Origin of the sequence: Roseobacter sp., assembly GCF_045106495.1 — a bacterium.
Lineage (GTDB): Bacteria > Pseudomonadota > Alphaproteobacteria > Rhodobacterales > Rhodobacteraceae > Roseobacter.
This window is the reverse complement of the sequence record NZ_JBGCEQ010000014.1, coordinates 1-13,644: the sequence shown is the minus strand read 5'-3', so window position 1 is coordinate 13,644 and position 13,644 is coordinate 1. Positions and strand designations below refer to the sequence as shown.

The window sequence follows — 13,644 nt, the reverse complement described above, 5'->3', positions numbered from 1 at the left end:
CCGTGGCTATGCCGACGCAATTGCTGCTGAGTGGGAGGCCCAGAAAGACCAAATTGACCCGCAATCAATGCCGTATACCCGTATGGCCAATGCTGCTTTGGACAAGGTTGCGTTGCAGCATGCCGAAGTCGCAGATTTGCTGGCGGCTTACGGTGACAGTGATCTGTTGTGCTACAGAGCCGAACGACCTGCCGAGCTGGTGATGCGTCAGGCGCAAAACTGGGACCCATTCCTGGATTGGGCAGCTACCGCAATGGAAACGCGTCTCGAGGCTCGCGCCGGTGTGATGCACATCCCTCAGGATGCAGCTGTTTTGGCGCGGCTTTCAAAGCGTGTTCATGCGCTCAACGCATTCCAATTGGCTGCCTTCCACGATCTTGTCAGCCTTTCTGGATCGCTGATTCTGGGCTTTGCAGCCACGCAAGATGTGCGAAGTGCCGAAGCAATTTGGGACATTTCCCGTCTAGACGAGTTTTGGCAGGCAGAACAATGGGGCATCGATGCGGAAGCCGAGGCCGCAGCGGCCGTAAAACAAGCGGCTTTTGAGCACGCAAAAGTGATTTTTGACCTTTCAAAGCCCGATTTTTAGCAATCGCATCCAACATTCCGACAGGTAACGTTGGGGATACGGTGATTTTAGCTGGCCTGCACTTGACGTTATTGCGGAAATCCGAGCAGAATGACGCCCACTTGGACATACATAATTCCAATATCGCCTCCGGCGTCAGAAATGCCGGGAGAACCGTCAAAATGGCGGAAAATCAGGAAGAGGTAAAAATGAAAAAATCAGTGATATTTGGCGCGTTGACCGTCGCTGGCCTTGCTGCTGGTGCGGCTGCTGCTGGTACGTTGGACGACGTCAAAGCGCGCGGCAAGCTCAACTGTGGCGTGTCCACAGGGCTCGTAGGATTTGCGGCACCGGACGCCAACGGCGTTTGGCAAGGGTTTGACGTTTCAGTATGCCGCGCTGTAGCGACGGCTGTTCTGGGTGACCCGACTTTGGTTGAATTTGTCCCAACAACGGGCAAGACGCGTTTTACGGCGCTCGCTTCTGGCGAAATCGACATGCTATCGCGCGTCACGACCTGGACGCTTAGCCGTGACGTCGATCTTAAGTTCGATTTCGCTGGCGTTGCGTATTACGACGGCCAAGGGTTCATGGTTCCAAAGGCACTTGGTGTCGCTTCTGCAAAGGAATTGGACGGGGCAACCGTCTGCGTTCAGACCGGTACCACGACCGAATTGAACCTCGCGGACTTTTTCCGCGCGAACAATATCTCCTACGAGCCCGTGCCAGTTGAGACAAATGCAGAAGGCCAGCAGCAATATCTGGCAGGCGCTTGCGATACGTATACAACTGACGCGTCCGGCCTCGCGGCAACACGTGCGGCGTTTGAAAACCCAGGTGACCACATCCTGCTGCCGGAAATCATTTCCAAAGAACCTTTGGGCCCACTGGTCCGTCACGGCGACAACGAGTGGGGCGATATCGTCCGCTGGACTTTGAACGCGCTCATCACCGCTGAAGAGTTGGGTATTACAACGGCCAACGTTGCATCACTCTCGGAATCGTCCAATCCGGATACACCCGAGATCAACCGCCTGTTGGGCACTGAAGGTACTCTGGGTGAGATGCTCGGTCTTGAAGCCAATTGGGCCGGTACGGCGATCGCTGCGGTAGGAAACTACGGAGAGATTTTCGCTAAAAACATTGGCGAAGAGACACCCGTCGCGCTGGCGCGTGGTCTCAACGCGCAGTGGACAGATGGCGGCCTACTTTACTCGCCTCCGTTCCGCTAAGAACGATACGGCAAAGGGCGCAGATAAAATCCTGCGCCCTTCGCATTTTACGACCCATAAAAAATCAAAACCCGACCAGCGAGGTTAACAACAGCCTGCTGAAATCAAGGTCGGAAAAACGGGGAAAATTTCAATGACGACACTGTCGGACCCACCTCGGGAGTCCTTTAACCTGTCAATGCTTGTCAATGACACGCGCTACAGGTCAATCACTTTTCAGGTCTTTGCTTTCATCATTCTGTCGCTATCGATCGGCTACTTGTACAGCAACCTCGCAGCTAATCTTCAGGCACAGGGACTCGATATCGATTTCTCGTTTCTGGGCGCGTCTGCGGGTTATGACATCAACCAGCGTTTGATCGAATATACCAGTCAATCATCCAATGCACGCGCTGCAATAGTTGGAATTCTAAACACATTGCTGGTAGCGGTATTGGCCTGTGCAATGGCGACCGTGTTTGGTGTTTTGGCTGGCGTATTGCGCTTGTCCAAGAACTGGCTGGTCTCAAAAATCATGGCGTTTTACGTCGAGATTTTTCGCAATATTCCGGTGCTAATCTGGATCCTGATCATTTACGGCGTCATGACCGTTTCGTTGCCGGGTCCACGAGATTTCCGTGGCGAAAATCCGACATCAACAATGTTTCTTGATCTTTTCGCCTTCACCAATCGTGGCATCTACACACCCGCGCCGATCTGGGGGCCCGGATCTATGGTGGTTGTCGCGACATTCATTGCGTCCATTATTGGCGTGATAGCTTACCGTCGCTATGCAAAAAACTTGCTTTTTGCGACTGGGCGTCTGCTACCAATGGGATGGCCCAGTATCGCGATCCTATTTGTGCCCTCCATCCTGATGTTCTTCATTCTGGGTCGTCCCATTGGCATGGATGTCCCGGCCTTGCAGGGTTTCAATTTCCAAGGTGGTCTCAAAATCGGCGCGCCATTGATTGCGATCTGGTTTGCTCTGTCCATCTATACCGGTGCCTTCATTGCGGAGAACGTCCGCGCAGGTATCCAAGCCGTCTCCAAAGGTCAGACAGAGGCAGCATCAGCTCTTGGGCTGCGTTCGGGCCGTGTCATGAGCCTGGTCGTGCTGCCGCAAGCGTTGCGCGTCATCATCCCGCCGTTGATTTCGCAATACCTGAACATCACCAAAAACTCTTCATTGGCCATTCTTGTGGGGTATGCGGATGTCACAGCAACCCTGGGCGGCATTACGCTGAACCAAACCGGTCGCGCGATTGAATGCGTGGTCCTGATGATGCTCTTCTACCTCACGATATCGCTGCTGATTTCGGCCGTGATGAACGTTTATAACAATGCTGTTAAGCTGAAGGAGCGCTGAATCATGTCGGATATTCATGTGAACTCCGTTTCCTTCGTGCGAACGGAAGAAGTCCCCTCCGCCCCGCCTCCTAGCAATGCTGCGGGGCCGGCAAAATGGATCAAGGACAATCTTTTTGCGACACCCCTTAACGGGGCACTGACGCTGGTTGCGCTTTACTTCATCTATCTCATCCTTTCAGGCGCTCTGCCTTGGATGCTAGGTGGCATTTGGCAAGCACCCAGCCTTTCGGCCTGCCGAGAAATCCTCGACGGTGCGTCGGCGGCCTGCTTTGCGGTTCTGTCGGAACGCTGGAACCAACTGCTGTTTGGTTTCCAATACCCGGATGACCAATACTGGCGTCCCGGGCTGGCATTTATCTTACTTTTTGCCGCTGTGGCGCCGGTCCTGTTTTTCGATTTGCCGCGTAAACTGCTCGCCTTCACTGTGGTTTACCCGTTCATCGCCTTTTACTTGCTATGGGGCGGTACCATCTTCGTACCCATTCTCGCTTTTGCGGGCTGCGTCGGTGGTTTTTTGGTCTATCAGCGGTTGGTGGTTGGTAGCTTCGCTGCCGGCTTTTTCGGCGGCATCGCTGCCGCCTTGGTCATCTGGAACATCGGCGGCTTTCTGATCCCTGACAATGCTTCGGACACTGCCATGCTTGAAGCCGTGCCCAGTCGCTACATGGGGGGCTTTATGCTCAACATGATGCTGGGGGTCACCTGTGTGTCGCTGTCCGTGCCCATCGGCATCGCGCTGGCGCTTGGGCGTCAGTCCAGCATGCCGTTGATCAAATGGATTTGCGTTGTCTTCATTGAGTTCATTCGCGGCGTGCCACTGATCACGCTGCTGTTTGTCGCAAACGTCATGCTCGCCTATTTCTTCCCACCGGGATCCGGCGTTGATCTGTTCTTGCGTGTGGTGATCATGATAACGATGTTCTCGGCAGCCTACATCGCCGAGGTGATCCGAGGGGGCCTCGCAGCTCTGCCCAAAGGCCAGTATGAAGGCGCAGACAGTCTCGGGCTCGACTATGCACAGGCTACGCGTCTGATCATCTTGCCTCAGGCGTTGAAAATCTCCATTCCGGGTATCGTCAACGTCGCCGTGGGCCTGTTCAAGGATACAACCCTAGTTTCGGTCATCTCGATGTTCGATCTCATCGGCATGATCCGTGGGCCAATCCTGGCATCCACAGAATGGAATGGCGTCTATTGGGAGCTTTTCGGTTTTGCCGCAGTGCTCTTTTTCATCGTTTGCTACGGCATATCGCAATATTCACAATGGCTCGAACGTCGCCTCGCGACCGACCATCGATAAGGAGGCCTGATCAATGGCTGAACAAGCAACTCAACTACAGGTCTCTGACGAGATCGCGATCACTATCAGCAAGATGAACAAATGGTATGGTACATTCCATGTGCTGCGTGACATTGACCTGACGGTTAACCGCGGAGAGAGGATCGTCATCTGCGGTCCCTCCGGCTCTGGGAAGTCGACCTTGATCCGGTGCATCAACGCCTTGGAAGAGCACCAACAAGGGTCGATCGAGGTCGATGGTACATTGCTGTCATCGGACCTCAAGAACATCGACAAAATCCGATCTGAGGTCGGCATGTGCTTTCAGCACTTCAATCTGTTCCCGCATCTGACAATTCTGGAGAACTGCACTCTGGCGCCGATCTGGGTGCGTAAAACGCCGAAGAAAGAAGCAGAAGAAACAGCGATGCACTTCCTTGAAAAGGTGAAAATCCCGGATCAGGCAATGAAGTTCCCCGGCCAGCTTTCAGGGGGGCAACAGCAGCGTGTGGCCATCGCGCGTTCTTTGTGCATGAAGCCTCGGATCATGCTTTTTGATGAACCGACATCCGCGCTGGATCCGGAAATGATCAAAGAGGTGCTCGACACGATGATCGAGCTGGCCGAAGAGGGCATGACAATGCTCTGTGTGACCCACGAGATGGGTTTTGCGCGTCAGGTGGCGAACCGCGTGATCTTCATGGATGCCGGGCAAATTGTGGAACAGAATGAGCCTGAAGCGTTCTTCAACAACCCGCAATCGCCGCGCACTCAGTTGTTCCTGAGCCAGATTCTGGGCCACTAAGGGCCAGGGCGGGCTTCGGTCCCTCTTACCGCAAGTCACCGGGTACGATGAAATCAACCAGCTGGCAATTTTGCCAGCTGACCCCATCGTCTCTTTGGTTTGCGAAATCCAATACCAAGGTCGCGCCAGTGGGATAGTCCAAAAAGCGCGGGTGTTCGGGTGGATCCGATATAAGTCGGTGCGCCAGATCCGCAATTCCCGGGTTGTGTCCAATCATCAGAACACATTCGACTTCAACATCGCGCAATGCCGCATAGATCATATCGGCTTCGGCCAAGTAGAGCTGTCGCGAAAAATCAACTTGTATTGTCGCCGCCAAACCCAGACCCAGAAGCGTTTGACCGGTGCGTTCTGCGGAAGAACACAGCACCTGATCGGGTATGTAGTTTCGTGTTTGCAGCCATTGCCCCAACGCATGGGCCGAGGTTTTGCCACGCTTGTTTAATGGCCTTTCATGATCTTGCATTCCGGCGCTCCAATCCGACTTGGCGTGTCGCATGAGGATGACGCGGCGCATGAGGACTATCCTTTAAAAGAAATCATGTGAAAGGCTGACTGCTCGGCAGAACGCTCGAACTGAATTGAAACCGGGCAGGCGCGTCGTACCTTGCATCCGTTTGCCATACAATCCTGACCTTCGTGTATGTCGAGAAAAGATTTACAGACCGGCACGTCATAAGGGTGACTTTCCGATAAAGCATCGACCGGGCATGCGGATACGCAAGGTCGCGCGACACAGGTGTCGCAGGGGTTTTTCGGCAGGGCCTGATCAAGCGTTAAAGTGCCTTGAAAACGCAGGGCTCCCCTGATCGAAATCATCAAACCGGCTTTGTCATGCACCATCATGCCTGTCGGACTTTGGAAGAACCTGCGTGTTTGCAATGCCCAATCGATGAAGGGTGCATAAGAGGGGCCATCAGATGGATAGCTGTCGTCAGCACCAAGCTTGTCTGCAATTCCCCCGATGATCCGTTTGGACCAGCGATCTAACGGATCCGGCAAACCATCGCTATATTCCTGAGCGCGTTTGAATGACGGCCAGCAGGCTTTGCCCGCGCCGAGTAAAACAAGCGTATTACCGTCGGTATGAAAGCCGCCCATGATAAAAAGACCGGCGGGTTCTGCCAACTTGCTGACTGTCGCCAGGGTCATTTTCGGGCGAAAGGGAGCAAAAGCGACCACCCAAATCGGCTCGGGCGGTCGTCCTGCCATTCCAGACCAACCTGCATGCCGTCATGGCCAGATTTTGGTTGCGCAATATAGGTGCCGAAAATCTGGTCCCAGATTGAAAGCGCAAAACCGTAGTTGCTGTCGTGCTCTGCGCGGTGCACCGAATGATGGACGCGGTGCATGTCCGGAGTAACCAGAACGCGGCGTACGATTGCGTCCAGCCAGCGCGGCAAATGAATATTTGCGTGATTGAACATCGCGGTGCCGTTCAGCAAAATCTCAAAGGCTATAACGGCAAGCGCTGCAGGCCCAAGCAGATACACCAGCCCAATTTTCAAGATCATCGATAAGGCGATTTCGACCGGATGAAAGCGGATTGCGGTTGTCACATCCATGTCTACGTCCGCGTGGTGGACGCGGTGCAAGCGCCACAAAACCGGCACTTTATGCGTGATCAGATGTTGCAGCCAAATGGCGAAATCAAGGATCAATATGGTCAACATGAATTCGAGCCAAAGCGGCCAGTTAAGCATGTTGAACAACCCCCAGCCTTGCGTCTGCGCGTCCACAGCGGCTCCCACAGCGAGGAGAGGCAGGGCGAAAGCCAATGCCCGTAGCGTCAGGGTGTTTGCCAGCGTAATACCCCAATTCGTTGCCCAGCGTTTGCTGCGTGATTGGCTGCGCACACGCCGGGGTACAAGTGCTTCAAGCAGCGCCAAAACTGCGAAGAGGCCCAGAAAAATGCTAAGCCGTATGATCGTTTCGTTTTCCATGTGCAATAGTTAGTGCACTTGGCCATGCGGTCCAAGCGGCAGCTTGACACATCTGTGTCAGTCGCCGCGAATGATGGATCCGGCGCCGTGTTCGGTAAAGAGTTCTAACAGAGAAGCATTGGGCGCTCGCCCGTCCAAAATTACCACAGCGCGCACGCCACCTTCAATCGCGGCGAGGGCAGTTTCTGTCTTGGGGATCATGCCACCCACGATCGTCCCATCGGTAGTCATTTCGCGGATTTGAGCAGCGCTGAGCTCTGTGACCACATCGCCGTCAGCGTTCTTGACGCCTGCAACATCTGTCAACAACAGCAAACGGTCTGCTTTAAGCGCTGCCGCAATAGCACCAGCGGCGGTGTCGCCATTGATATTGAAGGTTTCGCCGGCGTGACCCGTGCCCAAGGGCGCGATTACAGGGATGTATTCGTTTTCCGTCAGGTCTCGCAATATGCGTGGGTCGACGACGTCAGGGGTTCCTACAAAGCCCAATTCAGGGTCAGTTTGAACACATGTGACCAATGCTGCATCCTTGCCGGACAAACCAACAGCACACCCGCCTTGTCGGTTGATCGCCTGCACAATGCTTTTGTTGACGAGGCCGCTCAAAACCATTTCCACCACTTCCATCGTGGCGGCATCGGTCACCCGCTTGCCATTCACGAACTCCGACTTGATTTGCAGTTTGTTGAGCATGGCGTTGATCATTGGCCCGCCACCGTGCACGATCACCGGGTTGACACCGACCTGTCGCATCAGCACCACATCGCGCGCAAATTCTTCCATCGCTGCATCGCTGCCCATCGCATGCCCGCCCAATTTTATCACCACGGTCGCATTTGAATAACGCTGCAAATAGGGAAGCGCTTTGTTCAATGTGCTTGCGGTGGCAATCCAGTCGCGGTTCATATCCTGGGTCTTCATTTTTGGGCCTTGGTAGGTTTGTTTATGCGGACAGACGCGGTGGGGTGCAAGCAGACCAACTATTCCAGAGTCGCAATAACGGCGCGTAAGGTCGGGATGCCCCAGCCTTTTTCGCTGGAGGTGACCAGAATCTCGGGGAATGCTGCAGGGTGTTTGGAAAGCGCTATGCGCACCTGATCGAGAACTTTGGCGCGCTCCGCTTCCTTGACCTTGTCTGCTTTGGTCAACACGGCTTGGAACGTCACAGCGGCACTATCGAGCAAGCTCAGGATCTCATCGTCCACTTTTTTGACGCCATGACGCGCATCAATCAACACAAACGCGCGCCGCAGCGTCTGACGTCCAGACAGGTATTGCTTGAGAAGGCGTTGCCATTTTTCAACGACGGCAACGGGCGCATTGGCGTACCCATAACCTGGGAGATCCACGAGGTAATGGCTCTCGCCGGCGGTGAAAAAATTGATCTCCTGCGTACGGCCCGGCGTGTTTGAGGCGCGTGCCAAACCTTTGCGCCCGGTCAACGCATTGATCAACGAGGATTTGCCGACGTTTGAGCGTCCGGCAAAACATATCTCTATTCTGTCAGGATCGGGCAGGCCGGACATCGCTACGACACCTTTGACGAAATTGGTCTCGCCCGCAAAAAGCAATCGGCCGGTCTCAGCCGTTTGTGGGTCGGGTTCCTTTGCAACAGGAAATGGCAGTTGCGTCATAGCACCTCCACCCGGTCGCCAGGTACGATTACGCCACCCTGAACAACTTCGGCCCGTACGCTGAAATCCTGATGACCCCAATGTTCGAGTGTACCAAGAATGTCAGCATCGCGTTTTCCGGTCTCCGGGTTTGCAGTCGTTGCCAGACACCTGTCAGTGCGCTCGCGTATATGCAATATGCAACCTCCGACGCGCACATCCTGACCCAACCAGTCAAATTCAATCCAAGGTTCGGCCCCGTCGAACCAGATGTTTCCACGCCAGCGATGAATCGAAAGAACCTGATCGATCTGTTCCTCGACGGCTTTGTGCGAGGCGAGATTGCACAGCGTCACTGAAGGGAATTCGCTGTCTGTAAAGCCACGTTGGTCAAGGCGGACGATGCGGTCGGGGAGCGCACGGTTTTTGGGAGTAAGCGGAGCGACCCATTCCAACAGCTTGGCGCCTTGGGTATCCGGTTGGAAGGTGAGGTCTGGACGTTCTGGATGTGAAAGATGCAATACTTCCCGGTCTTCGTCCAAACGAGAAGAAATCGCAAGCAAGGCCGGTACTTTTGAGCCACGGCTGAAATTGGCGCAATGCACCCATTCGCTGCCGTCAGCTTTTGATGCCTCATGTGCAACAGCCCACAAACGGTCATAGGGCATGGACTGTCCAGCGCTCAACGACACCCTGCTTAACGCTTCCCGTCCATGACTTTTCAGTGGATAGCGCAGGATATGCGCAACTTTCATCCGTCCGAGTCCGATTTGGATTTCCGCGTAAAGCTTCCTTTTATGTTTCCAAACACGTCAGGACTATACCCTTGGCTCCGCATGATCAGGTACTGTTGAGTGAATGTGATCGTGTTGTTGGCGATCCAATAAACAACAAGCCCGCTGGCAAAACTGCCGAGCATGAACATGAAGACCCAAGGCATCCACGCAAAAATCATTTGTTGCGTCGGATCCGTGGGCGCTGGATTCAGTTTCTGCTGCAACCACATGGAAATCCCGAGCAGGAGCGGCAGAATACCTATGAAAATAAGAGCGATAATCGAACCTGGTTCAGGTCCTTCAAAGGGTAGCAGACCGAAAAAGTTCATCAAAGACGTGGGATCTGGTGCACTCAGATCCTGGAAAGGGCCAAAGAACGGTGCATGGCGCAGTTCGATTGTAACAAAAATTACCTTGTAGAGCGAGAAAAAGATCGGAATTTGCAGCAAGATGGGTAGACAACCGGCGGCTGGGTTTACTTTTTCACGCTTGTAAAGCTCCATCATACCCTGTTGCATTTTCTGGCGATCATCGCCGGCTTCTTTCTTGAGCTTCTCCATTTGAGGTTGAAGCTCTTTCATCTTGGCCATTGAAACATAGGATTTGTATGCCAAGGGAAAGAGGATGGCCTTGATGATCAAAGTAAGGCCAATAATCGCCCAGCCCATGTTGCCGATGAGCTTGTTCAATTCATGGAGCAGACAAAAGATATGTTTAGTCAGAAAGAAAAACCAACCCCAATCAATACTATCAATGAATTTTGGCACACCGGCTTGCTCATACTCCCTAAGCATCGCCCATTCCTTCGCACCAGCGAAAAGTTGGGTCGTGATGTCGAAGGTTTCGCCTGCCTCAATGGTTTGCGTGGGCATACGCGTTACGGCGCGGTAGACATCCGTGCGCGGGTCATAGGTCAAGGCCTGATCGAACGTTTGACCAGCTGGAGGTATCAAGATGGCCTGCCAAAAGTGATCGGTAAAGCCGATCCAACCCGATTGGACATCTTCTTTCACTATGGCCTGTCGTCCCCATTTTGCGTCCATTTCAGCTTCGGATATCTCATCCCAATCTGTTTCCGCTAATTCTTCGTCCGCCATGCCGACGGCGCCTTCATGTAAGATAAAGAAATTCTCCAAGTCGTCTGGAGTTGTGTGTTGTACAACCATTCCGTAAGGGGCGAGAGTGACGGCGTCTCTGCCGTTATTCGCCACCGATTGAGTAAGCGAAAACATATAGTTGGAATCTACGGCGATTGTACGTTTGAAGATTTGCCCGTTCCCGTTGTCCCAGGTCAACGTTATTGGATCGTCGACTGCGAGAGTGTTACCTGCTGACAAAGACCATTCAGTGCCAGGACCAGGAACAGATGTCGGTTCAATGCCTGTTCCTGCAGCCCAGCCTTGAAGGGCATAGTAGGCATCATTTGTGCCTTGTGGTGACAACATCGTCACGATTGTTGCATCGGTTTCTAGGGTTGTGCGATAATCTTTGAGTTTAAGATCGTCGATGCGACCCCCAACCAATGAAACGGATCCAGTAAGGCGCGGAGTTTCAATTGAAACGCGCGGAGCATTCTCCAGAGTTGGCGCCGTAGTTTCAGGCTGCGTCGCCAAAGGTGCTGGCGATGACGACTCCGGTGCGGCCGGAATAGCAATGCTTTCTGAACCGTCGGCCTGTTCCGTTAAAGAATCTTCAAGAGGAGCATCTGGTTCTGGCGGTGGAAAAAGAACAAACCACACCAGTATCACTATGAAACTAAGTGCTGTTGCAAGAATAAGGTTCTTGTTCTGATCGTCCATCGGGACTACCGCCTGATCTGTTTGACATCAGCGTGGGTTCAACAGAGTGCGAGAGAAAAGGTCAAGCGGAATCGAGGTTTTCGTGCGATTTGTATAGGCGCACTTCATTCTAAACCGCTTGCTTGCAATACCGCGCTACTGTCTTTTGCAAGAATTCAGCCAGTTCGGTTGCCTATGATGCGTGGAACATCTTTTAGTTTGGCATTATGTGCCGCGATCCATTCAATTGTTTGATCGAAAGGCATTGGCTTACCAATTCCAAAGCCCTGCACATGTTCACAACCCAACTGAGCCAAGAGAGCATGTTCGCCCACTGTCTCGACCCCCTCTGCTAGAGTCTGAACATTCAGCCGTTCCGCCATCGTTAAAATAGCGCTGATCATGCGCTGTTGTTCCGGATCTCGGTCTGCTTTCATGACAAAGGAACGGTCAATCTTGATGCGGCTCACCGAGAACCTGCGAATGGATGCAATAGATGCATGTCCTGTGCCGAAATCGTCCAAGTCTATGCTGCAGCCCAGCTGACCTAAGCCATTAATATTGCGCGTGATCACATCGTCAGGCGCCCCCGCCACAACCGTTTCCAGGACTTCGACAGTCAATCGATCAGGTGCAAGATCGAAGCGATCCAATTCCCATTTCACCTTTTCGACCAGTCGCGGGTTTCTGAGTTCCGGGCCGGCAAAATTTACGCCGACTTTCGGAACAATCACGCCAGAAGCATCCCATTCCTTCAGAGCGTTGCAGGCGTGAAACATCATGACTTCCGCTAAACGCTCCAACATACCGGCCTGTTCTATGGCAGGCAAGAAATCTGCTGGCGATATCATGCCTCGTTCGGGATGCTGCCATCTTGCCAATGCTTCAAAACCAGTGACGAGACCGGTGTCTGTAGAAATTTGAGGTTGGAACCACGGCAAAATTTGCCCTGTTTCAAGCGCGTTTGATACTTCTTCTCGCAACTCAGCTCTCGTTTGCGACCTTTGCTTCATTTCTTCTGAGTAGGCTCTGATGGTGCTTGGCCCATGATTTTGCGCCTCTCTTAAAGCGGCATTTGCGGCCAAGATCCAATTCTCTGATGAACCGCTGCGAATACGGCTGTGCTGGCAAAACCCAACGGAAGAAGTGATGTAAATAGATGATCCGTCCAGAGAAATCGGCTCTTCCAAAGCGAGTTGCATACGTCCAGCGAGCTGGATGCAAAGCTCCAGATCAAGTTGCCGGGTTGGATGTAAGCAAATCGAAAATCTGGCATCTCCGGTTTGCGAGATTATGTCGTTGTCGCGCAAAACAGCAATGAGACGCTCGCCAACGCGCGCAATCACAGTGTCGCTGGCTGCTTGTCCGTACCTTTCCGCCAAGTCTTCGAAATCATCGACTTCGATCCTAAATATGGCGCTCGTGAGTGTTGTTTCTCTGGCTCTTAGGAAAGTTTCGTTAACGGCATTTTCGAACCCACCTCGATCCGTCAAACCGTTACTCGCATGCGACGCACTAAGGGTCGACCGAAATGCTTCCTTTCCGCCCAGCACCAAATATACAATCGGGATCAGCAACGTTACGACAATGAGCGCCTTGTCGCCACCCATCCAAAAAACGCCGAGCGAGATTGCTGGAAGCAATGCAAAAGTCACGGGATGCAACAAAAAGCCGGCTGCTTTACTACGTATGCGCGCGCAGTTTTTCGCAAAGTCCCCTGCCATGATGCATCCTTCTCAGACCAGTGCCCGTCGCACAATTTTGAGCAAATTAGAGTAGTACCGGTGACCCTTCGGTTAACAACTAAAGACGATGTGCAACTGGATTGAATAAAAGTTTATCAAGTTCCCACTAAGGTACAGCGTCACAGAGTGATTTGCATCCGGGCAGAGTGCTAGTGAATTCTCAACTTCGTCTTCGCTACGCGAACTTTGCAATCCGCTTTAGTACTGGATGGATTCAAGACGATCCCATGCGCGAATTGGGTTGCGAGGCACACGGTGTTTGTCAACGCATCACCAAGCAGCTTGGGCTCTTTTCGTGGCGAAAGAATTGCCCTATTGCGTTAAACATGTCGAATGAACTCGAAGATATTCATCCCCTTTTTCACGGCGCGCCTAAGACGACGGAATTCCGCAAGCTTCGCAAGCGGATAATACGCAACGCTCGTGAGGCCATCGACCAATATGGCATGGTGCAGGACCGCAAGGCGCGTTGGCTCGTGTGCTTGTCTGGTGGTAAGGACAGCTACACTCTTCTGGCCGCGCTTTATGAGCTGAAATGGCGCGGCCTACTGCCTG

The 13,644-nt window shown here is 53.1% G+C and carries 13 protein-coding genes and 1 pseudogene; 6 read left to right on the top strand and 8 right to left on the bottom strand.

Features of this window, described 5'->3' with window-relative positions:
• The 5 genes from AB8B75_RS11160 to AB8B75_RS11140 all read left to right on the top strand — a co-directional run.
• A partial coding sequence (locus AB8B75_RS11160) for an ATP12 family chaperone protein (protein WP_405362254.1) occupies window positions 1-589 on the top strand: 589 nt, incomplete at its 5' end.
• A gap of 188 nt (window positions 590-777) precedes the next feature.
• Window positions 778-1,800 carry an amino acid ABC transporter substrate-binding protein gene (locus AB8B75_RS11155; protein WP_405362253.1) on the top strand — a complete coding sequence of 341 codons (1,023 nt, stop codon included), beginning with the start codon at window positions 778-780 and terminating at the stop codon, window positions 1,798-1,800.
• A 133-nt stretch (window positions 1,801-1,933) separates the two neighbouring features.
• On the top strand, window positions 1,934-3,148 hold the full coding sequence (locus AB8B75_RS11150) for an amino acid ABC transporter permease (RefSeq protein WP_405362251.1): 1,215 nt from the start codon (window positions 1,934-1,936) through the stop codon (window positions 3,146-3,148).
• Between the two features lie 3 nt (window positions 3,149-3,151).
• Complete coding sequence (locus AB8B75_RS11145) at window positions 3,152-4,450, top strand: ABC transporter permease subunit (protein ID WP_405362249.1); 1,299 nt, start codon at window positions 3,152-3,154, stop codon at window positions 4,448-4,450.
• Window positions 4,451-4,463: 13 nt separating this feature from the next.
• Entirely contained in the window at window positions 4,464-5,234 is a 771-nt protein-coding gene (locus AB8B75_RS11140; RefSeq protein WP_405362248.1) for an amino acid ABC transporter ATP-binding protein, read from the top strand.
• A 25-nt stretch (window positions 5,235-5,259) separates the two neighbouring features.
• Here the strand turns inward: AB8B75_RS11140 and AB8B75_RS11135 are convergent, their stop codons facing one another.
• The 8 genes from AB8B75_RS11135 to AB8B75_RS11100 form a co-directional block, all read right to left on the bottom strand.
• Window positions 5,260-5,751 carry a SixA phosphatase family protein gene (locus tag AB8B75_RS11135; protein ID WP_405362246.1) on the bottom strand — a complete coding sequence of 164 codons (492 nt, stop codon included), beginning with the start codon at window positions 5,749-5,751 and terminating at the stop codon, window positions 5,260-5,262.
• Window positions 5,752-5,756: 5 nt separating this feature from the next.
• The gene (locus AB8B75_RS11130; protein WP_405362245.1) at window positions 5,757-6,386 is read right to left on the bottom strand and encodes a ferredoxin; all 630 of its coding nucleotides are present in this window, start codon (window positions 6,384-6,386) and stop codon (window positions 5,757-5,759) included.
• A complete protein-coding gene (locus AB8B75_RS11125; protein ID WP_405362243.1) occupies window positions 6,383-7,177 on the bottom strand; it encodes a sterol desaturase family protein in 795 nt (264 codons plus the stop codon). Before AB8B75_RS11125 ends, AB8B75_RS11130 begins: the two co-directional genes overlap by 4 nt.
• A 57-nt stretch (window positions 7,178-7,234) precedes the next feature.
• Complete coding sequence (gene argB / locus AB8B75_RS11120; RefSeq protein WP_405362242.1) at window positions 7,235-8,098, bottom strand: acetylglutamate kinase; 864 nt, start codon at window positions 8,096-8,098, stop codon at window positions 7,235-7,237.
• Window positions 8,099-8,157: 59 nt separating this feature from the next.
• Window positions 8,158-8,811 (bottom strand): ribosome biogenesis GTP-binding protein YihA/YsxC, encoded by a 654-nt coding sequence (gene yihA / locus AB8B75_RS11115; RefSeq protein WP_405362240.1) that lies wholly within the window; start codon window positions 8,809-8,811, stop codon window positions 8,158-8,160.
• Entirely contained in the window at window positions 8,808-9,545 is a 738-nt protein-coding gene (locus tag AB8B75_RS11110) for an MOSC domain-containing protein (RefSeq protein WP_405362238.1), read from the bottom strand. The genes yihA and AB8B75_RS11110 overlap by 4 nt, the downstream gene beginning before the upstream one ends.
• Entirely contained in the window at window positions 9,542-11,365 is a 1,824-nt protein-coding gene (gene yidC, locus AB8B75_RS11105; RefSeq protein ID WP_405362236.1) for a membrane protein insertase YidC, read from the bottom strand. Before yidC ends, AB8B75_RS11110 begins: the two co-directional genes overlap by 4 nt.
• 155 nt (window positions 11,366-11,520) lie before the next feature.
• Window positions 11,521-13,068 (bottom strand): putative bifunctional diguanylate cyclase/phosphodiesterase, encoded by a 1,548-nt coding sequence (locus AB8B75_RS11100; protein ID WP_405362234.1) that lies wholly within the window; start codon window positions 13,066-13,068, stop codon window positions 11,521-11,523.
• A gap of 347 nt (window positions 13,069-13,415) precedes the next feature.
• Here AB8B75_RS11100 and AB8B75_RS11095 point away from each other — a divergent pair.
• Window positions 13,416-13,644, top strand: a pseudogene (locus tag AB8B75_RS11095) (tRNA 2-thiocytidine(32) synthetase TtcA); the annotation flags it as partial.